This window comes from Mesorhizobium sp. P3_A2 (assembly GCF_056403115.1).
In genome coordinates this window covers 832,001-854,683 of record NZ_JBFUGC010000001.1, presented here as the reverse complement: position 1 = coordinate 854,683, position 22,683 = coordinate 832,001, and the positions used below count along the sequence as shown (strand labels likewise).

At 64.8% G+C, this 22,683-nt stretch carries 18 protein-coding genes; 7 read left to right on the top strand and 11 right to left on the bottom strand.

Annotated features, from left to right (window positions below):
- Positions 1-28 precede the first annotated feature (28 nt).
- From AC1DXM_RS04025 to AC1DXM_RS04010, 4 genes are read left to right on the top strand one after another with little or no spacing between them, the layout of a single operon-like run.
- On the top strand, positions 29-2,107 hold the full coding sequence (locus AC1DXM_RS04025) for a hydantoinase/oxoprolinase family protein (protein ID WP_477231858.1): 2,079 nt from the start codon (positions 29-31) through the stop codon (positions 2,105-2,107).
- A 4-nt stretch (positions 2,108-2,111) separates the two neighbouring features.
- On the top strand, positions 2,112-4,097 hold the full coding sequence (locus tag AC1DXM_RS04020) for a hydantoinase B/oxoprolinase family protein (protein ID WP_477231857.1): 1,986 nt from the start codon (positions 2,112-2,114) through the stop codon (positions 4,095-4,097).
- Positions 4,094-4,396, top strand: coding sequence for a (2Fe-2S)-binding protein (locus AC1DXM_RS04015; protein ID WP_477231856.1), 303 nt, complete (start codon positions 4,094-4,096; stop codon positions 4,394-4,396). Before AC1DXM_RS04020 ends, AC1DXM_RS04015 begins: the two co-directional genes overlap by 4 nt.
- A complete protein-coding gene (locus tag AC1DXM_RS04010) occupies positions 4,393-5,760 on the top strand; it encodes an FAD/NAD(P)-dependent oxidoreductase (RefSeq protein ID WP_477231855.1) in 1,368 nt (455 codons plus the stop codon). Before AC1DXM_RS04015 ends, AC1DXM_RS04010 begins: the two co-directional genes overlap by 4 nt.
- Positions 5,761-5,786: 26 nt before the next feature.
- Here AC1DXM_RS04010 and AC1DXM_RS04005 read toward each other — a convergent pair whose 3' ends face one another.
- The gene (locus AC1DXM_RS04005; RefSeq protein WP_477231854.1) at positions 5,787-7,112 is read right to left on the bottom strand and encodes an NAD(P)/FAD-dependent oxidoreductase; all 1,326 of its coding nucleotides are present in this window, start codon (positions 7,110-7,112) and stop codon (positions 5,787-5,789) included.
- Positions 7,113-7,335: 223 nt separating this feature from the next.
- Between AC1DXM_RS04005 and AC1DXM_RS04000 the strand changes: the two genes are divergently transcribed.
- Positions 7,336-7,812: an Lrp/AsnC family transcriptional regulator gene (locus AC1DXM_RS04000; protein WP_192259777.1), complete on the top strand. Its 477-nt coding sequence runs from the start codon at positions 7,336-7,338 to the stop codon at positions 7,810-7,812.
- Between the two features lie 127 nt (positions 7,813-7,939).
- Here the strand turns inward: AC1DXM_RS04000 and AC1DXM_RS03995 are convergent, their stop codons facing one another.
- From AC1DXM_RS03995 to AC1DXM_RS03965, 7 genes are all read right to left on the bottom strand, one after another.
- Complete coding sequence (locus tag AC1DXM_RS03995; protein WP_477231853.1) at positions 7,940-9,595, bottom strand: ABC transporter ATP-binding protein; 1,656 nt, start codon at positions 9,593-9,595, stop codon at positions 7,940-7,942.
- Positions 9,592-10,443 (bottom strand): ABC transporter permease, encoded by an 852-nt coding sequence (locus tag AC1DXM_RS03990; protein ID WP_477231852.1) that lies wholly within the window; start codon positions 10,441-10,443, stop codon positions 9,592-9,594. Before AC1DXM_RS03990 ends, AC1DXM_RS03995 begins: the two co-directional genes overlap by 4 nt.
- Positions 10,440-11,390: an ABC transporter permease gene (locus AC1DXM_RS03985; RefSeq protein WP_477231851.1), complete on the bottom strand. Its 951-nt coding sequence runs from the start codon at positions 11,388-11,390 to the stop codon at positions 10,440-10,442. Before AC1DXM_RS03985 ends, AC1DXM_RS03990 begins: the two co-directional genes overlap by 4 nt.
- An 87-nt stretch (positions 11,391-11,477) precedes the next feature.
- Entirely contained in the window at positions 11,478-13,088 is a 1,611-nt protein-coding gene (locus AC1DXM_RS03980) for an ABC transporter substrate-binding protein (protein ID WP_477231850.1), read from the bottom strand.
- Positions 13,089-13,152: 64 nt separating this feature from the next.
- A complete protein-coding gene (locus AC1DXM_RS03975; protein WP_477231849.1) occupies positions 13,153-13,845 on the bottom strand; it encodes an HAD-IA family hydrolase in 693 nt (230 codons plus the stop codon).
- A gap of 267 nt (positions 13,846-14,112) precedes the next feature.
- Positions 14,113-15,486: an aminotransferase class III-fold pyridoxal phosphate-dependent enzyme gene (locus AC1DXM_RS03970; RefSeq protein WP_477231848.1), complete on the bottom strand. Its 1,374-nt coding sequence runs from the start codon at positions 15,484-15,486 to the stop codon at positions 14,113-14,115.
- Between the two features lie 10 nt (positions 15,487-15,496).
- Positions 15,497-16,333, bottom strand: coding sequence for a GNAT family N-acetyltransferase (locus tag AC1DXM_RS03965; protein WP_477231847.1), 837 nt, complete (start codon positions 16,331-16,333; stop codon positions 15,497-15,499).
- 319 nt (positions 16,334-16,652) lie between these two features.
- On the opposite strand from AC1DXM_RS03965, the gene AC1DXM_RS03960 reads away from it, so the two are divergent.
- Both AC1DXM_RS03960 and AC1DXM_RS03955 read left to right on the top strand, forming a co-directional pair.
- The gene (locus AC1DXM_RS03960) at positions 16,653-17,321 is read left to right on the top strand and encodes a haloacid dehalogenase type II (protein ID WP_477231846.1); all 669 of its coding nucleotides are present in this window, start codon (positions 16,653-16,655) and stop codon (positions 17,319-17,321) included.
- Positions 17,322-17,337: 16 nt separating this feature from the next.
- Complete coding sequence (locus tag AC1DXM_RS03955; RefSeq protein WP_477231845.1) at positions 17,338-18,612, top strand: NAD(P)/FAD-dependent oxidoreductase; 1,275 nt, start codon at positions 17,338-17,340, stop codon at positions 18,610-18,612.
- A 39-nt stretch (positions 18,613-18,651) separates the two neighbouring features.
- Here the strand turns inward: AC1DXM_RS03955 and AC1DXM_RS03950 are convergent, their stop codons facing one another.
- Genes AC1DXM_RS03950 through AC1DXM_RS03940 form a run of 3 tightly spaced genes read right to left on the bottom strand, consistent with a single transcriptional unit; the run spans position 18,652 to position 22,644 of the window.
- Positions 18,652-20,109 carry an NAD-dependent succinate-semialdehyde dehydrogenase gene (locus AC1DXM_RS03950; RefSeq protein ID WP_477231844.1) on the bottom strand — a complete coding sequence of 486 codons (1,458 nt, stop codon included), beginning with the start codon at positions 20,107-20,109 and terminating at the stop codon, positions 18,652-18,654.
- Between the two features lie 17 nt (positions 20,110-20,126).
- A complete protein-coding gene (locus tag AC1DXM_RS03945) occupies positions 20,127-21,170 on the bottom strand; it encodes a tartrate dehydrogenase (RefSeq protein ID WP_477231843.1) in 1,044 nt (347 codons plus the stop codon).
- A 10-nt stretch (positions 21,171-21,180) separates the two neighbouring features.
- Entirely contained in the window at positions 21,181-22,644 is a 1,464-nt protein-coding gene (locus AC1DXM_RS03940; protein ID WP_477231842.1) for an aldehyde dehydrogenase family protein, read from the bottom strand.
- Positions 22,645-22,683: the final 39 nt, after the last annotated feature.

Genomic DNA, 22,683 nt, shown 5'->3' with positions numbered 1-22,683 from the left:
TTAGGCGGCAGACAGGAAGGGACGCATCATGGATGGTGCCATCGAGCCGAATGAGGCGCAGAACGGAGCCGATTGGAAGGTCGGCGTCGACATCGGCGGGACATTCATCGATTTCTGCGCGCTCGAAGCCCGCTCCGGCCGCGTCGCCTCGCTGAAAGTGCTGACGACGCCGGAGGATCCGGGCGCCGAGCTGATGACGGGCCTTTCGCTTCTGGCCGAACGCGAAGGCTTCGATCCCACCCTTATGACGCGCTTCGTGCATGGCACGACCGTCGGCATCAACACCATCATCCAGCGCAAGGGCGCGCCGCTTGCGCTGTTCACCAATGCCGGCTTCGAGGACGTCATCGAACTCGCGCGGCTGCGCATGCCGGACATGTATTCGCTGTTCTGCGCGCGGCCGGACCCGCTGATCTCGCGCGACATGGTGTTCGGCATTCCGGTCCGCATGCGTGCCGATGGCAGCGAATCCCAAGCGCCGGACATGGCGGCGGTCGAGAGAGCGGTGGCAGTGGCGAAGGCGAACGGGGCGCAAGGGATTATCGTGTCCTTCCTCCATGCCTGGCGCAACGGCGCGCAGGAAGCCTCCGTCAAGGCGGCGATCGCACGTCTCGCGCCTGACCTCTTCGTCTTCTCCTCCGCTGAGGTGTGGCCGGTCATCCGCGAGTACGAGCGCAGCTCGACCGCCATTCTCAATGGCTATGTCCATCCGCGCGTCTCGGGCTATCTCACGGCGCTGGAAGAGCGGCTGAAGGCCCGCGGCGTGCCGGCCCGTCCGATGCTGACGAAGTCGAACGGTGGGCTGATGAACGCCGCCGAAGGCAAGCGTGCCTGCGTGAACATGCTCTTGTCGGGAACGGCCTCCGGTGTCATCGGCGCCTCGTGGCTGGCGCGCCAGGCAGGCGAAGACAGGATTCTTACCCTCGACATCGGCGGCACCTCGGCCGACTTCGCGCTCATCATCGGCGGCGAGGCGCAGTTCGGAACCGGCGAGCTGATCGGCGAATTTCCACTGCATATCCCTTCCGTGTCGGTGAGCTCGATCGGCGTCGGCGGCGGCTCGATCGCCAGCGTCGATGCGCAGGGTGTGCTGCGTGTCGGGCCGGAGTCGGCCGGGTCGACGCCGGGACCGGCATGCTATGGCCGAGGTGGCGAGCGGGCGACGGTGACGGACGCCATGGTGGTGTGCGGATGGCTGGGCCACAGCGAGATGGCCTACGGCCAGCTCAGGATCGATAAGGGACTGGCGCATCGCGCGGTCGGCGACCTTGCCGCCCGGCTCGACCGACCGGTCGAGCAGACTGCGCAGGCGATCCTCGACATTGCGGTGTCGGAGATGTTCGTCGAGGTCGAGAAACTCGCCTCGCGCGCCGGCGTCGACTTGCGCGATTTCACGCTGATGCCTTTCGGCGGCGGCGGCCCGATGCTCGGCGCCTTCCTGGCCTGCGAACTCGGGATGAAGCGCGTCATGGCGCCCCGCCGTCCCGGCGTGGTGTCGGCGCTGGGCGGGTTGGTGGCGGATCTACGCGGGGACTTCATCCGCACCATCTTCAGCCCGCTGTCGAGCATGTCGCTTGCCGGAATTCGCGAGGCCTTCGAGGCCCTGGCACGTGAGGGCCGCGACTGGCTCGCGGCGCAACGTCATGACGGGGAGGCGGAGCTCAATCTGTCCTGCGACATGCGCTATGTCGGACAGAGTTATGAGATCGAGGTCGTCCTTTCACCGGAATGGCTGACGGACGGCAATGCGGCCGCCATCGCGCAGGCCTTCCATCTCACCCATCAGCAGCTCTACGATTTCCACGACCCGGACGGCGAGATCGAACTTGTGAATGTCCGGCTATCCGCCGTAGGCGCGGGGCCGAAGCTCTCCTTCCCGGAGACAGACGAGATCCGTGCCGCCGCCGTTCCGGCGCGCCGGCTCCCGGTCTATACGGGCGCTGGCGTCGAGACCGTCGACCTCCACGACCGGCAGGCCCTGGTGCCGGGCAGCACGTTCCACGGGCCTGCGGTGGTCGTGCAGGAAGACACCACCTTCGCAATTCCCGCTGGAGCACAGGCACGGGTCGACCGTCACCTCAACCTTTTTCTTACCTTCCCGGAGTGATGCCATGTTTGACCGGACAAATCTGCAGGTTCTGGCGAACCATGCCCGCGCGGCGGCCGAGAACATGGCCCACACGCTGCATCGCACTGCGCACTCGGCCTTCGTCAAGGAGACGCAGGATTTTACGGTGATGCTGATGGACCGTTTAGGCGCGACCTTCGCCGTGCCGATGGACCTCGGCGCCACCTGGTATCCGGGGCTTTCGTATCACCGCGCGATTGCAATGGTCGACGACTACCGGCCGGGCGACGTTGCCTTCACCAACGATCCCTATTCCGGCTACGTCGCCACGCACGCACCCGACACGCATCTGTGGAAGCCGGTCTTCGTCGATGGCGAGATCGTCGCCTGGACCGGAGGGCATATCCACAACACCGACATGGGTGGCGCGGTGCCGGCTTCGCTTAGCCGGGCGCTGACCGAAATCCATCAGGAAGGCATCCGCTTTCCGCCGATGAAGTTGGTGAACGAGGGCGTCTTTGATGAGACGATACTGCGGATCATGAGCACCAATGTGCGCAAGCCCGACCTCAACATCGGCGACATCAAGGCGCTGGTCGGCGCGCTCAACACCGGCGAGCGCAAGATCCAGGCGATGGTGAGGAAGTTCGGCAAGGCCGGCTTGATCGAAGGTGTTTCCGCGCTTCTCGACCATGCGGAGGCGCAGGCGCGCGACGTGCTGCGCTCGATGCCCGACGGCACGTGGGAATTCGCCGACTATGCTGACGAGGATTCGGTCGAGGCCAATCCATGCCGGCTGAAGCTGACGCTGACGATCAGGGGCGACGAGGCGGTGCTCGACTTCACCGGCTCCGATCCACAGCTCGGTTCCTCTCTCAACGTGCCTTCGGGCGGCGATCCGCGCCACACCATGCTTTTGGTGGGTGTCTACTACGTGCTCTATACGCTGAACCCGAAGATCCTGCTCAACACAGGCCTCACCCGGCCGTTCACCTGCATCGCACCCACGGGGTCGGTGTTGAATCCGGTTCATCCCGCCGCAGTCGGCATGCGCTCGCTCACCTGCGCCCGGCTGCGGTCGGTCATCTTCGGCGCCTTCTCGCAAGCCGTGCCGGAGCGCCTGCCCGCAGCACCCGCCGGCAACAACTGCATCGTCAATGTCATGACCACGGACGAGCGGACCAGCAAGACTGTCATCACGGCGGTGAATCCCGTGGTGGGCGGCGGTGGCGCGATGCCGCATCGCGACGGAACCAACGGATCGGGCGCCGATGCCGCCTATCTCAAGAACACGCCGATCGAGATCACCGAGACCGAGACCCCGGTCGAATTCGTGAAATACGGGCTCGCCCGGGACAGTGGCGGTGCAGGGCGCTGGCGCGGCGGCCTGGCGACCGAGATGGCCTTCCGTGTCTTTGCGCCGGACTCCCGAATCACGGCGCGCAACCGCGACCGCAGCTTCTTTCGTCCCTGGGGCGTGCTGGGCGGCAAGGCGGCCGGCCTGTCTGACATGGTCGTCAATCCGGGGACCGAGCACGAGCGGCGGCTGGGCAACATCGACACGGCGGTGCTGCAGCCTGGTGACGTGCTCGATATCCGCTCCGCCGGAGGCGGCGGGCGCGGCGATCCGCGTGAGCGCGAGCCCTGGCGCGTCGCGCAGGATGTGCGGCGTGGCTATGTCACGCTAACGGCTGCCGAGCGCGACTATGGGGTCGTCATCCGTGACGGCGAGGTCGACTTGCAGGCGACGGAAAGACTGCGCGCGCGGCAGGGACCAGCCGCCGGCCATTTTCATTTCGGTCCGGAGCGCGATGGCTACGAAGCGCAATGGACGCCGGCGGCCTATGACCTGCTGACCGCCATACTGCGGGACTTGCCGATCCACTGGCGGTTTTTCGCCAAGACGGAGATATTCCGTCGCATGAAAGGGCGCTCGGGACCGGAAGGCGTCCAGGCGGCGTTCGATGCAGTCTGCGAACGGTTCCCCGAACTGCCCCGTCCTCGCACCGTGCGAGAGGCAGCGGAATGATCACCCCCGGCCGCATCGTCCGGCTGGCCGAGCGCGACCGCGCAGTGGTGCATTTCTTTCTCGACGGTCAGATGCGCGGCGCCCTTGCGGGCGACACCGTGCTGACCGCCATGCTGGCATCAGGACACGCGTTGCGAAAATCCGAGTTCGGGCCCGAACCGCGCGCCGGCTTTTGCCTGATGGGAGCCTGCCAGGATTGCTGGGTATGGCAGGACGAGGGACCGCGCATGTGGGCGTGCTCGTCACTTGTCACGGAAGGTATGCGGTTGCGCACGACGCCACCGGAGAGCTGGCCGTGAGCGAGACCTCGTCGCCGCGGATCGTGATCGTGGGCGCCGGTCCGGCCGGCATAAGGGCGGCCGCGACACTGGTCGAGGCGGGACTCCATCCGGTGGTGATCGACGAGGGGCAGCGCGCGGGTGGGCAGATCTATAGGCGCCCGCCAGCCGGGTTCACCCGTACCGCGAAGCAGCTCTACGGATCGGAGGCGGCAAAGGCGGATGCGCTGCATTCGCTCTTCGACCGGCTGGCAGCAGAGGGGCGGCTCACCCATTGCGCAGCGAGCTCGGTCATCGCCGTGCAGGACGGGCGACTGCACGTGCTGGGGGAGGGTGGCGTGCAGGTGGTCTTCTATGATCGCCTGATCCTTGCCACCGGCGCGTCCGACCGTGTCGCTCCAGTGCCTGGCTGGCAGAGCGCCGGCGTCTACAGCCTTGGCGCAGCGCAGATCGCGCTGAAGGCGCAGGGCGTCGCGCTCGGGCGACGCATCGTGCTCGTCGGATCGGGGCCTTTACTGACGCTGGTCGGCACTCAGCTCATCAAGGCTGGAGCGGATGTGGCGGGGGTGCTTGACACTTCTCCTTGGCAACAGCAGATGCGAGGGGCCTGGGGACTTGCTGCCCGGCCATTGGTTGCGCTGCGCGGCCTGGCCCTGCGAGCAAGGCTCGGCAGCCGCTACCACGCGGGCGTGACGCTCGAACGGATCGAGGCTGACGAAAAGGGCGTCACCACGATGCACTGGCGCGACGCCGGCGGAAGGCAGCGCCTCAGTCCATGCGACATGATCGGCATGGGCTGGCACCTGCGGGCGGAAACGCATCTGGCCGACCTCGCAGGATGCGCCTTCAGCTATGACGAAGAGTGGCGGCAATGGCTGCCAAAGACCGACAAGATGGGTCGCGCCGGCAACGACGTCTATCTTGCGGGCGATGGGGTTCGTCTCATCGGAGCGGACGGGGCGGAGATCGCTGGGCGTGTCGCGGCGGCGGCATGCCTTGCCGATCTCGGACATCCGATGGCCTCCGCAAGTGCCGATCTGCGCAAGCTCGCGCGGCTCGAGCGCTTTGCCCGCGGCCTGGCTCGGGCCTTTCCCTGGCCGGCCGCGACGGTGCAGGCGCTCCCCGACGACGCGGTCGTTTGCCGCTGCGAGAACGTGACAGCCACAGACGTACGCCAGAGTGTGGATTTTGCCGGCGGCGAAGCCAACAGGGCGAAATCGCTGTCACGCGTCGGCATGGGGCGATGCCAGGGGCGCTATTGCCAGTTGGCTGCCGTCGAGCTCGTTGCGGCGCAAGCCGGCTGCATGCCCGACGCTGTCGGCCGGTTTCGTGGGCAGGCGCCTGTCCGGCCGGCGCCTATCGGCGCCTTTCTGCGGGAAGGCTGAGGCTGTGGATGGATGACGATCGCATCCTAGAAATCGGCAACCTTTCCCCAGGCCGAAGCATCGAAGCGCCGGGGATCATAGGATGTCGGATCAACGATCGGCTCCGCTCCAGTCACCAGATCGGCGACGAGATACCCGGCGCCGGGCCCGATGCCGAAGCCGTGTCCCGAAAATCCGGCAGCCAGGAAGAAGCCCGGAACGCTGTGGATCTCGCCAATGGCGGGCACGCCGTCCGGCGTGCTGTCGATGTAGCCGGCCCAGGCCGCATTGATCCTGGTCTGGCGCAGTGCCGGCAGCAACTCGAGCGCTCGGGCGTGGGTAAGCCGAATGGTCGCGCGATCCGGGACCGGATCGAGGATACGCATCCGCTCCATCGGCGTCGGCTGGTCAAGCCGCCAGCGCCGTAGCGTTTCGTGGCCCGAGCACATGCCCTGAAGGCCGCCGGGCGCGAGGCTTCGCCACCGCTTCAGGAACATCGGCAGGAACTGCGACGAGAAGCGCAGCTGCTGCGGCGTAACGTCCACGCGGCCGCGACCGCTTATGGCGAGCGTGTAGCCACCATCGCTGCGACGCGTGGCCGAGATCCTTGCCGTGTGCAGCGCATCCGGAAGGCCCTCCGCGCCCGGCGAGACGGACAGGATGGAGGAACGGATCGACGCCTGCGGAAAGCGGAAGCCGAACTGCCGGCAGAAGGAGGAGGCCCAGGCGCCGCCGGCCAGGACGGCCAGCTTCGTCCGGATCGTTCCGTTTTCGGTCACCACGCCACTCAGGCAGCCACCCTCGGTCTCGATACCGCGCGCGGCGCAATTCTGGTGCACGGAACCGCCGAGCCTGAGGATGCCGCGGGCGACAGCGGGCGCGGCCCGCGACGGATCGGCGGTGCCGTCGGTCGGCGAGAAGACGCCGCCTTTCCAGGTCCGGCCGGTGGCGCGACCTCGCTCGCTGGCCTTGGCGCCGTCGAGCATGTGCGTGGTGACGCCGGCCGTCCTGGCGAAGTCACGCCAGCGCGCCCAGCCGGCCAGTTCCGCCTCGTCATCACTGAGATAGAGCAGGCCACAGCGGCGAAAGCCGGTGTCCTCGCCGGTTTCCGCTGCGAAGCTGTTCCACAGATCGAGGCTTCGGGTTGCCATCGGCAGCTCGCGGGCGTCGCGGTTCTGTTGGCGGCACCATCCCCAGTTTCTGGAGGATTGTTCGGCGCCGATGCGCCCCTTTTCGACAAGCGCGACCTTCATGCCGCGTCTGGCCAGATAGTAGGCCGCAAAGACGCCAACGATGCCACCGCCGATCACCACCGCGTCCGCGGACTGTGGCGGTTCGCCAGATGTCTCGATTTGCTGCAGCTGCGCGCGCATGGTCTCTCTGCCTCGATACGCCAATCTAACGCGTTGCGCAGGCAGCCGCTGCTGCAGTTGAGGCCGAGGCAGAATTTTATTCCGGCAGCTCGATTGAAATCGGAAGTCGCTGCGTTTCAAAGTGGTGTCGGCTTGGATGGACAGGCCGGCCGGCTGTGGTAGTGTCGATGGCTGTTGATACGGCAGCATTTTGTGCTGCGGCATGCGATCTTCGGAGACGGCCGTGAAACTGGATCGGATCGACATCAAAATTCTGCACGAATTGCAGAAGAACGGCCGCATCACCAATGTGGAACTGGCTGATCTGGTGCATCTGTCGCCGAGCCCGTGCCTGATGCGGGTCAAGAAGCTCCAGTCGGAAGGCTACATCGAAGGCTATTCCGCGCAGATCAATATCGGCAAGCTTGGCCAGACGCTGACCGTTTTCACCGAAATCACCTTGAAGAACCACCGGCAGATTGATTTCGCCCGCTTTCTCGCTGTCGTGGAGAAGATCGAGCAGGTCATCGAATGCCATCTTGTGTCGGGCGGCTACGACTATTTGATGAAATTCGTGACCTCCGGCATTAGTGAGTATCAGACGATCATGGAGCGGCTGACCGACATGGATATCGGCATCGACAAGTATTTCAGCTTCGTGGTGCTGAAATCCCCCATCGTCAAGGCGCACATGCCGCTGCCCAGCCTGTTTCCGATGTAGTCAGAGTAATTCCAGGAAAAGTGTGAAGCGGTTTTCCCGCGAAAAGCGGGCAACGCTTTCCCTTGGGAATTGCGCCAAGAAGGAAAGAGATAGAGCGGTTCGCGGTTTCCTTGAATGGCGACCCGCTCTATCGGTGGCCGTACTGGCTGACGAGTTCGGGGTCGCGGACGAGGCCGTCGAGCCAGGTCGGGTCGAGCTTCGGCACCGAGGAGAACAGAAGCTTGGAATAGGGGTGGGTCGGCGCCGTCAGCTTGTCGGGCGTGATCTGCTCCACCCGCTCGCCATTGTACATGACCATGATCTCGTCGCAGATGGCCTCGACGACGGAGAGGTCGTGGCTGATGAAGATGTAGGAGAGGCCTAGCTCGCGCTGCAGCTCCTTGAGCAGCTCGATCACCGCGGACGCCACCACCGTGTCGAGCGCCGAGGTGATTTCGTCGCAGATGATGAGCTTGGGGTCGGCCGCCAGCGCGCGCGCGAAGTTCACGCGCTGCTTCTGGCCGCCCGAGAGCTCCGATGGATGACGATAGCGCAGCGTCTTGGGCAGGCGCACCATGTCGAGCAGTTCGTCGACGCGCTTCGAGCGCGCCTGCCTGTCGAGCCGATGATAGAAGGCCAGCGGGCGAGAGATGATGTCCTCCACGGGCTTGGCCGGATTGAGCGCGGTATCGGCATACTGGAACACGATCTGCATCTCGCGCAGCTGGTCCTGGCTGCGTTTCCTGGCGGCGCGCTGCAGTTCCTCACCGTCGAAGACGATGTCACCGGCAGCCGCCGGATGGATGCCGGCGATGACGCGCGCCAGCGTCGATTTTCCGCAGCCGGATTCGCCGATGACGCCGAGATTGCGCCCTTTCTCGACAACGAGGCTGACGGAATCGACGGCGCGGATAAGTGGCAGTCCGTCATCCCGCACCGCGCCATAGCCAGCCGTCACATTGTCGATACGCAGCAGCTGTTTCGTCCCGGTATCCGCGTCTGCATGTGCTTGCCGCGGCTTCGGTTCGAAGGCGGCCAGCAGTTCGCGCGTGTAGGGGTGCTGGGCGGCCGAAAGGATTTCCGCCGTGGTGCCGGTCTCCTGCACTTCGCCGCCTTTCAGCACCACGATGCGGTCGGCGATCTGGGCGACGACCGCGAGGTCGTGGGAAACATAGACACCCGCTATCCCGCCCGCCCGCATGACCGACTTGAATGCCTTCAGCACGTCGATCTGCGTCGTCACGTCGAGTGCTGTCGTCGGCTCGTCGAAGATCATCAGCTTGGGATCGCCGATGAGCGCCATGGCCGCCGCCAGCCGCTGCAACTGCCCGCCCGAAACCTGGTGCGGATAACGGGCGCCGATCCCTTCCGGGTCCGGCAACGACAAGGCCTTGAACAGCTCGACCGCGCGCTGGCGCGCTTGCTCGGGTGGCATAAGCTGGTGGATGCGCGTGACCTCGATGACCTGCTCCATGATCGTGGAGGAGGGGTTGAACGAGGCGGCGGCACTTTGCGGAACATAGGCAATGTCGGTGCCGCGCAGCCTGGCGCGTTCCTTTTCGGAAAGGGCAGCCATGTTCTTGCCGTTGACGTTGATCTCGCCGCCGACGATCCTGCAGCCGGGCCTCGCATAGCCCATGAGCGAGAGCGCTACCGTCGTCTTGCCGGAGCCGCTCTCGCCGATCAGGGCAACGATCTCACCGTCGGCGATGTCGAAGCTGACGCCCTTGATGATTTCGACAAGCCGTCCGGAGTCGGTCTTCGCCTCGATCCTCAGGTTTCTGACCTCGACGAGATTGCTCATGCGTCCCGGTCCCTGATTTTCTGCGGCAGGTTGTCGATCAGCAGGTTGACGCTGATGGTAAGGCTGGCGATTGCCAGCGACGGCACGATGACGGCGGGGGCCGCGAAGGGCAGGCCGCCGATGTTCTCGCGCACCAGCGCGCCCCAGTCGGCGAGCGGTGGCTGGAGGCCGAGTCCCAGGAAGGACAGGCCGGAGAGCAACAGCACGATGAAGACGAAGCGCAGGCCGAAGTCGGCAAGCACCGGGCGGATGATGTTGGGCAGGATCTCGGAGCCGATAAGGTAGGCGGTGCTCTCGCCACGGACACGGGCGACGGTGATGAAGTCCATGGTGTTGATGTTGACGGCGAGCGCGCGCGCGAAGCGGTAGGCGCCGGGGACATAGATGACGGCCAGCGTCAGGATCAGCACAGGGATCGACGAGCCTACCGCAGCGACGACCACAAGGCCGAACAGCTTGCTGGGGATGGAGTTCATGGCGTCCAGGAAGCGGCTGAGGCAGGTGTCGAGCCAGCCACCGGTCACGGCCGCGATCATCCCCAGCACGACACCTGAAAAGCAGGCGATGGAGACGGCGGCGAGCGATATGCCGACGGTGTAGCGGGCGCCCATCAGAACCCGCGAGAGCATATCGCGCCCAAGATAGTCCGAGCCGAGCCACAGTCCCTGGCGCATCGGGCCGAAATAGTCGTCGTCGACAATGTCGCCGATCGAATGGGGAATGACGTAGGGCGCCAGGATCGCGACGAGCGTCCACGCCAGGATGACCAGCGCGGCCACGACGCCGATGAGGCTGTAGCTGTGGCCCAGGAAGGACCGTTGAGAGGTTGTCGCGCGCGCTATCGTCATCTGAGCCTCGGGTTGGACATGATGGCGACGATGTCGGCGGCGGTGATGAGGAAGAGGTAGCCGAGGCAGAAGATCATCGCGCAACTCTGGATAAGCGGCAGGTCACGGGTGGCGACGGCATCGACCATCAGCTTGGCGATGCCGGGATAGTTGAAGATCGTCTCGACGATGATGACGCCGCCGACCAGATAGGACAGCGAGAGCGCGATCGCGTTGACGATCGGCCCGAGCGCGTTGGGAAGGGCGTGCCTCAGGACCATGCGGCCGCGCGAGGCGCCTTTCAGAAGCGCCATCTCGACATAAGGCGTGGAGAGCGTCTCGATCACCGCGGCGCGGGTCATGCGGATCATCTGGGCGGAGATGACGAAGGTGAGCGTGATCACCGGCATTGCATAGATGCGCACGAGGTCGGTCAGCGTATGCGCCTCGTTGACCGAGGACAGCGCCGGCAGCCATTTCAAATAAACGGCGAAGAGCAGGACCGCGAGGGTCGCGACCATGAATTCCGGCACGGAGATGACGCCGATCGACAGGATGGTGACGGCGCGGTCATAGACGGAGCCGCGCAACATCGCGGCGGTGATGCCGAGCGTCAGCGCCAATGGCACCGAGAGCAGCGTGGTGATGCCCGCGAGTTTCATGGTGTTGACCAGGCGTCCGCCGATCAGTGTCGCGACCGGCATCTCGTTGGCATAGGAGGTGCCGAGGTCGCCGTGGAGCAGGCCAAGAAGCCAGAGCAGGAAGCGCAGGATTGCCGGATCGTTGAGATGCATGGCCTCGCGCAGGCCGGCGACCGCTTCCGGAGTCGCCGCCTGGCCGAGCAGGATCGACGCGGTATCGCCAGGCAGCATGCTGGTGGCGAAGAACACAGCGAACAGCACGATCAAAAGCGTGACGGCCGCGATCCCCAGCCGCTTCAGCACGAGGTTGAGAACCCCAGACGTCATGGAAGCGCTCCCCGCGGTTGCGTAGGCCAAACAATCTTGCGCAATGAAGTGCCGGGGGCTGGCTGACCGGCCCCCGGCTGGCTTCTCTCAGGCTTCGAGCCAGAGATATTCCGCCATTGCATAGCCCATCATGCCACCGAGCGGGTTCGCTTCCAAACCCTTCACCTTGCTGGAGAGGGCGTCGACGTTGGAAATGTAGGCCGGGATGATGGTGCCGGCTTCCTCGGAGACCATAGCCTGCATCTGGCCGTAGATCTCCTTGCGCTTGGTCTGATCGAGCGAGCCGCGGGCCTCGATGAGCATCTTGTCGAACTTCTCGGACTTGTACTGGCTTTCGTTCCACGGCGCGTTGGAAGCGTAGAGGAGCGAGAACAGGATGTCCGGTGTCGGGCGCGGATTGATGTTGCCGAAATGGATTGGCGCCTTCAGCCAGTAATTGTCCCAGTAGCCGTCGGCCGGGACGCGCTGGACGTCGAGCTTCATGCCGATATCCGCGCCGGCGGCCTGGATGATCACCGCCATGTCGATCGACGAGGTCGCCGCGTCGGAAGCGATCACCGGGATGGATTGGCCGAGCAGGCCTGCCTTCTGGAAGTGGAACTTCGCCTTGTCCGGGTCGAAAGCCTTCGGCTTGACGTCGGGATTGTGGAAGATATTCGCCGGCGAGACGGGCTGGTCGTTGCCGATTTCGCCGAGGCCGCGCAAAGCCGATTTGACGATCTGCTCGCGGTTGACGAGATACTTCATGCCCGCCACGAAGTCGGCCTTGCTGCCTGGATCCATGTCGAGCCGGATGTTGAGGTCGGTGTAGTTGCCCGAAGTCGTCTTCGACAATTCGAAGCCCTGCTGGCCGCCGATGAGCTTCATCGCACGCGGATTGATCGAGGCCGCAAAATTGATGTCGCCGGAAAGCAGGGCGTTGACGCGGGCGCTGTCGTCGCTGATGGCGATGAACTCGAAGGAGTCGAGATAGGGCTTGCCCGACTTCCAGTAGTTCTTGTTCTTGGTAACCACCGAACGCACGCCCGGTTCGAACGTTTGCAGCACGAAGGCGCCGGTGCCATTGCCCTTGGAGAAGTCCGTGGTGCCGTCCTGGACGATCATGAAATGGTGCAGCGCCAGGATGGTCGGCAGGTCGGCATTCGGGTCGGCGAGCGTGATTTCGACGGTCGACTTGTCGACCGCCTTGAAGCCAGTCATCTGTGCGGCGATCTTGGCGACCTTGGAGCCGACCGCTTTGTCGAGATGGCGCTTCAGCGAGAAGACGACGTCGTCGGCCGTGAGGTCCTTGCCGTCGTGGAAGGTGACGCCCTTGCGCAGCTTCACCGTCCAGGTCTTGGCGTCCTTGCTGTCGAAGCTTTCAGCCAGCTCCATCTGCGTGACGCCATCCTTGTCGAGGAAAGTCAGGCGGTTGTAGAGCGAGCAGCAGCGGACATAGTCGGTGGAGAGCGACGCCTTTGCCGGATCAAGCGTGTCGGCGGTCGATGACGACCAGCCGGCGGCCTTGAAAGTTCCGCCGGAAACCGGCTCAGCGGCGACGGCTTGCGTGGCGCGGCCGAGCACCAGGCTGCCCGCGGCAACCGCGGCGCCGCCGGCCAACAGCATCTTGAGAAGTTCGCGGCGGCTTGCGCCCCGGCGGATGGCGTTTTCGACCATGGCATCGTCTGCGCTGGTCCAGTTCGTGATCTTGTCGGTCATGTTATTCCCCTTTCTGTTTATGTGGTCAGGATGCCCGTCTTGTCGCGGCTTTCCGGGTTTGGGCTCAGGTTCGTTCCTTCAGGCTTTCCCGCATGGCCGCCGCCAATGCGGCCATTGAGGTGAAGTGGTAGTCCGGCGCGGTGAAGCGCTCCGGCTCGATCGTGCCGCCATAGCCCTTCTGGGCGTGCCGGCGCTCGATCCAGCAGTTGGTCAAGCCAAGCGCCCGGGATATGCCGATATCGTGATACTGGCTCTGCGCGACGTGCAGGATGTCGTCCTTGCTGTCACCCCGGGAGGCAACGAAATCAAAGACCTTCTGGAAGAACGCCGGATCCGGTTTCTCCGTTCCGGTATCGTCGGCGGTGAAGGTGGCGAAGAAGGGCGATCCGAGCTGCTTCTCGAAATGGTCGAGAGCCCAACGCCGGGCATTGGTCATGGCAATCAGCTTGTGCGATTGCGCAAGCTGGGCCAATGCCGCCGCGCTGTCGGCGAAACCTTGCCAGGCGCTGGCGGAGTCGCGTAAGCGGACGCCGTATTTATCCTCGACCGGCAGGCCGAGTTGCGGCGCGATGACCATGTAGACACGTACGAGATCGTCGGGGAACAGACCCGCATCGGGCATGTAGCGGGCCTGCCGATACAGGGCCAGCGCGGCTTCGCCATCGACGGAAACGCCAGCGTCGGCGGCAATCCCGGCCAGGCAGGTCGTGATGCCACCTTCGAAGTCAATCAGCGTGCCGACGACGTCGAAGGTCATGTATTTGAATTCGCTAAAGCCCCTGGCCAAGACTGGCTCTCCTCTGCGCGCGGCCGAATTGCATGGTGCTGAACAGAACAAAATTCCGTGCTGTCCGGGCCATCGGCCTTTTCAAAAACCCGGAAGTTCTGGGCTTCTGGCCTTGTCTAATAAGCAGTCTGGCACTTCCCCCGCGCTGGATTCGCCGAAAAGGCGCTGGGCTGCGGCACAAAATTGCGAAATCGTCTGCCCCGGCGCTATTTCGAAACACGCGGTATTCGTCGCCCGTCATGCCAGGGCCTGGCGGACATCGGCATCGTCCAGCGTCTGGTCGAGTGTCCGGCGCGTGCGCTCGATGATCGCATCGATGTCGTCGTCGGTGCAGCAGAGCGGGGGAGCGTAGCCGATAACCCCGTTGGCAAAGGCACGGATGATCAGGCCATTGTCCCACGCCCTGTCGAAGACGCGCCGCGCCGGCATGGCCGATGCGGGAAGCGGTGTCTTCTTCCTTTTGTCGACCACAAGTTCGATCGCGGCAAGCATCCCGCGACCGCGAACATCGCCGACGAGCGGGTGATCGCTCAGGCCTTCCAATCCCGCCATCAGGCGAGCGCCGGCCTTGATGCCATTCTCCAGCAGGCCGCCTTCATAGAGCTTCAACACCTCGAGCGCGACGGCGGCGCTGACGGGATGGGCGGAATAGGTGTAGCCGTGGCCGACCGCCGAAGCGCCCGCGCCGTCGGCGATGACGTTATAGACATGATCGGCCATGAACACGGCGCCCATAGGAACATAGCCGGAAGTCAGCCCCTTCGCGGTCGTCATGAAGTCGGGAACGATGTCCTCCTCCGTGCAGGCGAACAGAGGTCCCGTGCGGCCGAAGCCGGTGATCACCTCGTCGGCGATAAACAGGATGCCGTACTCTCGGCAAAGTTCGCGCACCGCCTTGATCCAGCCCTTCGGCGGGACAATGACACCGCCCGAGCCCTGGATCGGCTCGGCATAGAAGGCAGCGACCCGCTCCGGTCCAATCTCCTCGATCTTGGCCTTCAGCGCAGCGAGCGATGCGGCGATGATCGCGCTCGCGTCCTCGCCCACCGGGTTGCGATAGGGATAGGGGGAGGGGATCCTGTGCTGCCATTCGAAGGGAATGCCAAAACCGGCGTGAAAGGCGGGCAATGCGGTCAGGCCAGCGCCGACCACCGACGACCCGTGATAACCCAGTTCGATGGAAATGAACTGGTCGCGTTTCGGTTCGCCCCTGGCATTCCAGTAGTAGCGGACGAAACGGATCGTGCTGTCGACCGCGTCCGACCCGCCGAGCGTGAAATAGACGTGATTGAGATCCCCGGGCGCGCGCTCAGCCAGCTCCGAGGCGAGGCGGATGGCCGGCTCCGAGCCGAGGTCGAAATAGGCAGTGGCGTAGGGGAGCTCGCGCATCTGCCGGGCCGCAGCCTCGACGATGCTGTCGTGGCCGTAACCGGCGTTGACGCACCACAGCCCCGCAAAACCGTCAACGAGTTGCTTGCCGGACGCATCGGTCACGGTCGCGCCCTTCGCCGATTTCAAGACGCGCACGCCGAGCGCCTCATGGCCGCGGTATGATGAGACCGGATGGATGAGGTGGGCGCGGTCGAGTTCGATCAGGGAATTCGCGAGCATTGTTGTCCTCCTAGCCGAGCGCCTGGTTGGCGAGGGCGTAAACTTTTGGCCTGGTCTCCGCGCCGTTCTTGGGTGGGCGGTCCATGGCCACGCCGCCGCCGACATGGGCGAGGCCGATTTCCTCGAGCCAACCGGCAATGCCGGTCCTGCTGTCGGTATCCACGCGCAGAAAGGCGCCGGGGCGGTTCGCGGCGAAGAAGCCAATCAGGGCCTTCGCGGTGTCAGCGCATTCCGCGATGACCGGTCCGATCACCTCACCGCGTCCGAACGGGCGGATCGCGGCATAGGCCTCGATGGTGCCGTTGCGGCGGATAACGGCGAATTGGCCGCGTTCGGCCAGCGTATCGATCAAGGCTTCCCGGTCGGCGCCGTAGGCGTCGCGGTCCAGCGTCTTGATGTCAGGTAGATCGCCGGCGCCTGCTGCTTCCACCCCATCGGGCGCGCCGAGCGCTGCAACCGCACCTTGATGCTGCCGGATCGTGCCGGAGGGCACAAAGCCGAGCTTCTCATAGAGAGGCATGCCGTCAGTCGTCGCGACGAGCCGCAGCGGACGGTCGCCGGCAAGGGCGATCGCCTGATCCATGAGCCGGCGCCCGAGCCCCTTGCCCCGCACGTTCCTGTCGACGATGACCATGTTGATCATGGCGCAGTCCGCGCCATAGGGTGTCACCAGGATGGTTCCGGTGACACGGCCCTGGTCGTCGAGCGCGACCGCGCCGCTCGAGAGCTGCAGCGCCATCTGCCAGTCCTGCGGGCGATGCGGCCAATTCTCCTGGCGAGAAAGCGCCACTGCGCCCTCGATATGGTCCGGCCCGAACGCTTGGAGTTGGATCTCGCTCTGCTGCATGAGGCATCCCTTCCGTCTGACGCCAGTCTCGGCCATCGGCGCGTCGCAGATCGTCTGAAGGTCTTGGCTTGGGCAGTATCTTTCGCCGTAGCACAAGGGGTGCGCCGCATCTTGTGCTGGCGCCCTCCGCGATGAGTGCGCCTTAGGTCGCGAAAGGCACTCTCATTGGCCGTCAAGATGCTACAGCGTGCCAAACCGGACGGCGGATACGGAACTTTCTGCTTTCGGGAGGGCCATTTCGGTCAGGTGGGTCGCAAACTGCCGTCCTATGATGGAATGCATCCCAACGCGAATGTGCTTCCACTGGAGATCGACGGACATGGCTTCTTTCAGGCCCAAATATATCACCTTCGACTGCTACGGCACGTTGACCAATTTCCAGATGGCGGAAGCGGCGCGAGACCTTTACGGCAGCCAGCTCGACGAACCGCGTATGCAGGAGTTCATCAAGAACTTCGCCGCCTATCGGCTCGACGAGATCATGGGCGACTGGAAGCCCTATGCCGAGGTCGTCCACAACGCGCTCGAGCGCTCCTGCAAGCGCAACGGCGTCGCCTTCAGCCCCGACGATGCCACGATGGTCTACGAGCGTGTCCCGACCTGGGGGCCTCACGCGGACGTTCCGGCCGGCCTGGCGAAGGTCGCCAAGGAAATTCCGCTGGTCATTTTGTCCAACGCCATGAACGCGCAGATCATGTCCAATGTCGAGAAGCTCGGCGCGCCGTTCCATGCTGTCTACACGGCTGAGCAAGCGCAAGCCTACAAGCCCCGGTTCAAGGGGTTCGAATACATGCTCGACATGCTGGGCTGCGGCCCGGAAGATATTCTTCACTGCTCGTCCTCGTTCCGCTACGACCTGATGTCGGCACACGATCTCGGCATCAGGAACAAGGTCTGGGTCAATCGCGGCCACGAACCGGCAAACCCTTACTATGGCTATGTCGAGATATCAGACATTTCCGGTCTTCCAGGAGTGGTCGGGCTTTGAAACAGGCGGATCGTCGATGAAACTGATCTCCTATTGGCACGATACCGCCCCTGTCTTTTCCGGCGGAGCGCAAGGCCCGGTCGAGGGGCACTATGATGCCGTCATCGTCGGTGGCGGCTTCACCGGTCTCGCCGCGGCGCGCCAACTGGCGAAGGCCGGCGCGAAGGTGGCGGTGCTTGAGGCGGAGCGGGTGGGCTGGGGCGCATCCGGCCGCAATGGCGGGCACCTGAACAACGGCCTCGCTCACAGCTACCTCTCTGCCAAGGCGGAACTCGGCAAGGAACGCGCGATCGCGCTCTACCGGGCGCTGGACGACTCCGTCGACACCATTGAGGCGCTGGTCGCAGAGGAAGGCATCGACTGCAACTTCCGCCGCGCCGGCAAGCTGAAGCTCGCCTCCAAGCCGCAGCATTTCGAAGCGATCGCCCGCAACTTCGAAGCCCTCCATGCCGAAGTGGATCCGGATACCGCGCTGCTGTCTGCGGCCGATCTCAAGTCCGAGATCGGCTCGCCCTTTCACGGCGCGATGCTGTCGAAGAAGAGCGCGATGATGCATATGGGCCGCTATGTGGCAGGCCTTGCGACAGCCGCCGCCCGCCACGGCGCCATCATCCACGAGAATGCGGCGGTGACCGACCGCAAGCAGGTCGGTGGCAGGCATGAGCTGACGACCTCCCGCGGCCGGATCAGCGCCGACAATGTGCTGGTGGCGACCGGCGCCTACACGACGCGGAATTTCGGCTATTTTCGCCGCAGAATCATCTCCGTCGGCAGCTTCATCATCGCCACGCGGCCGTTGAGCGACACCGAGATCGCCGCGACCATGCCCGGCAACCGGACATGCGTAACCTCGATGAACATCGGCAACTACTTCCGGCTTTCACCGGACAGGCGCCTGATCTTCGGCGGTCGCGCGCGCTTCTCGGCGACATCGGACCAGCGCTCGGATTCGAAGAGCGGACAGATATTGCAGGCGGGCCTCGCGGCGATCTTCCCGCAACTCGCCAAGGTCGAGATCGACTATTGCTGGGGTGGGCTGGTCGACATGACCAAGGACCGTTTTCCGCGGGCCGGCTATCATGACGGGGTCTGGTACGCGATGGGCTATTCCGGCCACGGCGCGCAGCTTTCCACGCATCTCGGCATGATCCTCGCCGATGCCATGCTCGGTCGCGAAGACCGCAATCCGATGAAGGGGCTCGAGTGGCCCTCCATCCCCGGCTATTCCGGCAAGCCCTGGTTCCTGCCGATGGTCGGCCTCTATTACAAGGCGCTCGACCGGATCCAGTGAGCTTCGATCCGGTCCGCTTGGGCTCTCAGCCAAATTGCCTCAGCTGAGCCCGCCCATGTGGAAGCTCTTCATCTCGAGATATTCCTCGATGCCGATCTGGGCGCCCTCGCGGCCGAGGCCGGACTGCTTGACGCCGCCGAAGGGGGCGACTTCCATCGAGACCGAGCCGGTGTTGAGCCCCACCATGCCGAACTCCAGCGCCTCGCCGACGCGCCAGGCGCGTTTCAGGTTCTCGGTGTAGAAGTAGGAAGCAAGCCCGTAGGGCGTGCCGTTGGCGAGCGTGATCGCCTCCTCTTCCGTCTCGAAGCGGAAAAGCGGCGCGACCGGGCCGAAGGTTTCCTCGCCGGCGAGCTGCATGTCCTTTGTGGCGCCGCTCAGCACCAGCGGCGCGACATATTGAGGGCCCTCCGGCAGCGCCGGCCTCGTTGTGATGATCGAAGCTCCCTTGGCGAGCGCGTCCTCGACGTGGCGGTTGATCTTCTCGACCGCCGCCATGTTGATCATCGGCCCGATGGCGACGCCGGGCTGCGTACCTGGCCCCACCGTCATGGCGTTGACTCGAGCAGTGAGCTTCGCAGCGAACGCGTCGTAGACACCGGCCTGGACGAGGATGCGGTTGGCGCAGACGCAGGTCTGGCCGCCGTTGCGGAACTTCGAGACAAGCGCGCCCTCTACGGCGAGATCGAGATCGGCGTCGTCGAAGACGATGAGGGGCGCGTTGCCGCCGAGTTCGAGGCTGAGCCGTTTGACGGTATCGGCCGCGCCGCGCATCAGCAGCGAACCGACTCGCGTCGAGCCGGTGAAGGAGATCTTGCGAACGGTCTCGTTCGCCATGATCTCGTTGCCGATCTCGGCCGGCATGCCGGTGACGATGTTGATGACGCCGGCGGGGATGCCCGCGCGTTCGGCAAGCACGCCGAGCGCCAGTGCCGAATAGGGAGTGAACTCGGATGGCTTGATCACCACCGTGCAGCCCGCGGCCAGCGCCGGCGCGACCTTGCGGGTGATCATCGCGTTGGGGAAGTTCCACGGCGTGATGATGCCGCACACCCCGACCGGTTCCTTCAGCACGATGATGCGCCGGTCCGGCGTGGGCGAAGGGATGGTGTGGCCATTGATGCGGCGTGCCTCCTCTGCGAACCATTTGACGAAGGAAGCGCCGTAACGGATCTCGCCTTTGGCCTCGTCCAGCGGCTTGCCCTGTTCCGTTGTCAAGATCAGCGCGAGGTCGTCCAGATGCGCGAGCATCAGGCCATGCCAGGCCTCCAGGAGGGCAGCGCGCTCGGCGTTGGTCCTCTTCTTCCAATCCCCATAGGCGGACGCCGCGGCCTCGATGGCCGCGCGGGTCTCCGGACCGGCCATATCGGGCACCGTGCCGATCGCGCACTGAGTGGCCGGATCGACGACATCGACCGCCTTTCCGGAAGCGGCAGCGACCCATTTGCCGCCCATCAGGCCGGCTTCGCGGAAGAGGTTTTTGTCTTTCAGATTTTTCATCGAAAACGACCTTGCAATCAGGTGAGCGCCGCGACGACGGCGGCGGTGATGTCTTCCGTTCTGTCCTTGCCCGGAGTGGTTCCAATGCCTCGCGCGGTGGTCGCTTCGACCGCTTGCATGACCCGGCCGGCGGCGGCCGCTTCGCCGAGATGGTCGAGCATCATGGCGCCGGACCATATGGTGGCGATCGGATTGGCGATGCCCAGATGGGCGATGTCTGGCGCGGAGCCGTGCACAGGCTCGAACATGGACGGCGCCGAGCGGTCGGGATTGATGTTGGCGGAGGCGGCGTAGCCGAGCCCACCCTGGATCGCTGCGCCGATGTCGGTCAGGATATCGCCGAACAGGTTGGAGGCGACGACCACGTCGAGGCTTTCCGGCGCCATGATCATGCGTGCGGCGAGCGCGTCGACGTGATAGCTGGTGACGTCGACGTCCGGATAATCCGCAGCCAGCTTTCGCGTGATGTCGTCCCAGAACACCATCGAATATTTCTGCGCGTTGGACTTGGTGACGGAGGCCAATTTGCGTCGACGCGCCCGCGCCTGCTCGAAGCCGAAGCGCAGGATGCGCTCGACGCCGGCGCGGGTGAAGATCGAGGTCTCCACCGCAACTTCGTCCTGCGTGCCCTGATGGACGCGTCCGCCCGCTCCCGAATATTCGCCCTCGGTGTTCTCGCGGATGCAGAGGATGTCGAAGTTTTCCGCCCGCAGCGGTCCGGTGACGCCCGGCAGCAGGCGGTGCGGCCTTATGTTGGCGTATTGCACGAATGCCTTGCGGATCGGCAGCAGCAGGCCGTGCAGCGAGACCGAATCCGGCACCTCCGCCGGCCAGCCGACGGCACCCAGAAGAATGGCGTCGAAGCCGCGCAAGGTCTCGATGCCGTCCTCGGGCATCATGCGACCGGTTTCCTTGAAGAAGCGGCAGGACCAGGGGAGCTCGGTTCCCGTCAAGGCAAAGCCGAAGTTCTTCGCCGTGGCTTCCAGCACAGTCCAGGCGGCGGCGGTCACATCGCGGCCGATGCCATCACCGGGGATCAGGGCGATCGAATAGGACTTCATCGGCATCTCTCTAGAGGCTGATCAGGACGCTCTTGGTCCTGCGGTTGGCGAGATAGGCCTCGCGGCCGAGATCCTTGCCGATACCGGAGCGCTTGTAGCCGCCGGTTGGCAGGATATGGTCGCGCGAGCGGCTGTAGCGGTTGATCCAGACGGTGCCCGCTTCGAGCTTGCGTGCCAGGCGGATGGTACGGGACAGGTCGGAGGTGAACAGGCCGGAAGCCAGCCCGTAGGTCGGATGGCTGGACAGCGCCAGCGCCTCTTCCTCGGTCTCGAAGATCTGGATGGTCAGGACCGGGCCGAAGATTTCCTCGACGATCGCCGGGTTGGCCTGGTCGACATTGGCGATCAGTGTCGGCTCGTAGAAATAGCCGGGGCTGTCCATGGCGCCGCCGCCGGTCAGGCACTCGCCGCCGGTCGCGATGGAGGCCCGTACGATGCTATTGACACGCGCCCGCTGTCGTTCCGAGATGATCGGCGAATACTGCGTCGCCTCGTTCCAGGTCGCGCCGGGCCGCACCGCCTTCATCGTGTCCAGGATGGCGGCCGTCAGCCTGTCGGCCACGCTCCTCTCCACGATCAGGCGCGTGCCGGCGACGCAGGCCTGGCCGGCGTTGAAGGTGACGCTCCCGGCGATGGCTGTCGCCGCCTTTTCCAAGTCCGCATCGGCAAAGACGATCTGCGGGCTCTTGCCGCCGAGTTCCAGCGTCATCGGCTTGACGCCGGCGCGGGCGACGTTCTCCATGATGGCCGAGCCGGCGCGGGTCGAGCCGGTGAACGAGACCTTGGCGATCTCGGGATGACCGGTCAGCGCCGTGCCGGTCGTCGGACCGTCGCCGAGCACCACGTTGATCAGCCCGGCAGGCAGGCCAGCCCTGACGGCGACCTCTGCCATATAGACGGCCGAGAAAGGTGTCATTTCCGACGGCTTCAGCACCACCGCATTGCCCGCGGCCAGTGCCGGACCAAGTTTCCAGCCGGCCATCGAGATAGGAAAATTCCAGGGCGTGATCGCGCCAACCACGCCATAAGGTTCGCTCATGATCATGCCAAGGGTGGCATCGTCCGTGGGCACAAGCTCGCTGCCTTCCTTGTCGGCGAACTCGGCAAAGAAGCGGATCTGCTCGGCGGTCACGGCGATGTCGCCGGCAACGAGCTGGCCGACGGGCCGCGTCGAGCACAGCGCCTCGATTTTTGCCAGCGTTTCGGCTTCCGCCTCGATCAGGTCAGCCCAGGCCTGGAGTGCCCTTGTGCGCTCGCGTGGCCGGACGCCGCCCCAGTTGCTGGCCTTCAACGCCGCCTTGGCGCTCTCCACCGCACGGTCGACCATGTCGACGCTGGCCACGGGGCTGGCGGCGTATGCCTTGCCATCCGACGGTCGGCGCATCTCGATCCCACCCTCGGCGGCGATGAGCTTTCCGCCAATGAAATGGCCGACGGGAAGGGAGACGGTGTCCGGATCGAAGCTCAGGCCCATGGGCGCCCACTCTCAGCTGTTCTGGAGGAGCCTAGCGCG

Excerpts from the sequence above, each read along its gene's own strand:
- AC1DXM_RS04005 (WP_477231854.1), bottom strand. The coding sequence starts at position 7,112 with ATGCGCGCGCAGCTGCAGCAAATCGAGACATCTGGCGAACCGCCACAG.
- AC1DXM_RS03995 (WP_477231853.1), bottom strand. The coding sequence starts at position 9,595 with ATGAGCAATCTCGTCGAGGTCAGAAACCTGAGGATCGAGGCGAAGACC.
- AC1DXM_RS04025 (WP_477231858.1), top strand. The coding sequence starts at position 29 with ATGGATGGTGCCATCGAGCCGAATGAGGCGCAGAACGGAGCCGATTGG.
- AC1DXM_RS04020 (WP_477231857.1), top strand. The coding sequence starts at position 2,112 with ATGTTTGACCGGACAAATCTGCAGGTTCTGGCGAACCATGCCCGCGCG.
- AC1DXM_RS03950 (WP_477231844.1), bottom strand. The coding sequence starts at position 20,109 with ATGAAAAATCTGAAAGACAAAAACCTCTTCCGCGAAGCCGGCCTGATG.
- AC1DXM_RS03985 (WP_477231851.1), bottom strand. The coding sequence starts at position 11,390 with ATGACGTCTGGGGTTCTCAACCTCGTGCTGAAGCGGCTGGGGATCGCG.
- AC1DXM_RS03970 (WP_477231848.1), bottom strand. The coding sequence starts at position 15,486 with ATGCTCGCGAATTCCCTGATCGAACTCGACCGCGCCCACCTCATCCAT.
- AC1DXM_RS03975 (WP_477231849.1), bottom strand. The coding sequence starts at position 13,845 with ATGACCTTCGACGTCGTCGGCACGCTGATTGACTTCGAAGGTGGCATC.
- AC1DXM_RS03940 (WP_477231842.1), bottom strand. The coding sequence starts at position 22,644 with ATGGGCCTGAGCTTCGATCCGGACACCGTCTCCCTTCCCGTCGGCCAT.
- AC1DXM_RS03965 (WP_477231847.1), bottom strand. The coding sequence starts at position 16,333 with ATGCAGCAGAGCGAGATCCAACTCCAAGCGTTCGGGCCGGACCATATC.
- AC1DXM_RS03955 (WP_477231845.1), top strand. The coding sequence starts at position 17,338 with ATGAAACTGATCTCCTATTGGCACGATACCGCCCCTGTCTTTTCCGGC.
- AC1DXM_RS03960 (WP_477231846.1), top strand. The coding sequence starts at position 16,653 with ATGGCTTCTTTCAGGCCCAAATATATCACCTTCGACTGCTACGGCACG.
- AC1DXM_RS03980 (WP_477231850.1), bottom strand. The coding sequence starts at position 13,088 with ATGACCGACAAGATCACGAACTGGACCAGCGCAGACGATGCCATGGTC.
- AC1DXM_RS03945 (WP_477231843.1), bottom strand. The coding sequence starts at position 21,170 with ATGAAGTCCTATTCGATCGCCCTGATCCCCGGTGATGGCATCGGCCGC.
- AC1DXM_RS04015 (WP_477231856.1), top strand. The coding sequence starts at position 4,094 with ATGATCACCCCCGGCCGCATCGTCCGGCTGGCCGAGCGCGACCGCGCA.
- AC1DXM_RS03990 (WP_477231852.1), bottom strand. The coding sequence starts at position 10,443 with ATGACGATAGCGCGCGCGACAACCTCTCAACGGTCCTTCCTGGGCCAC.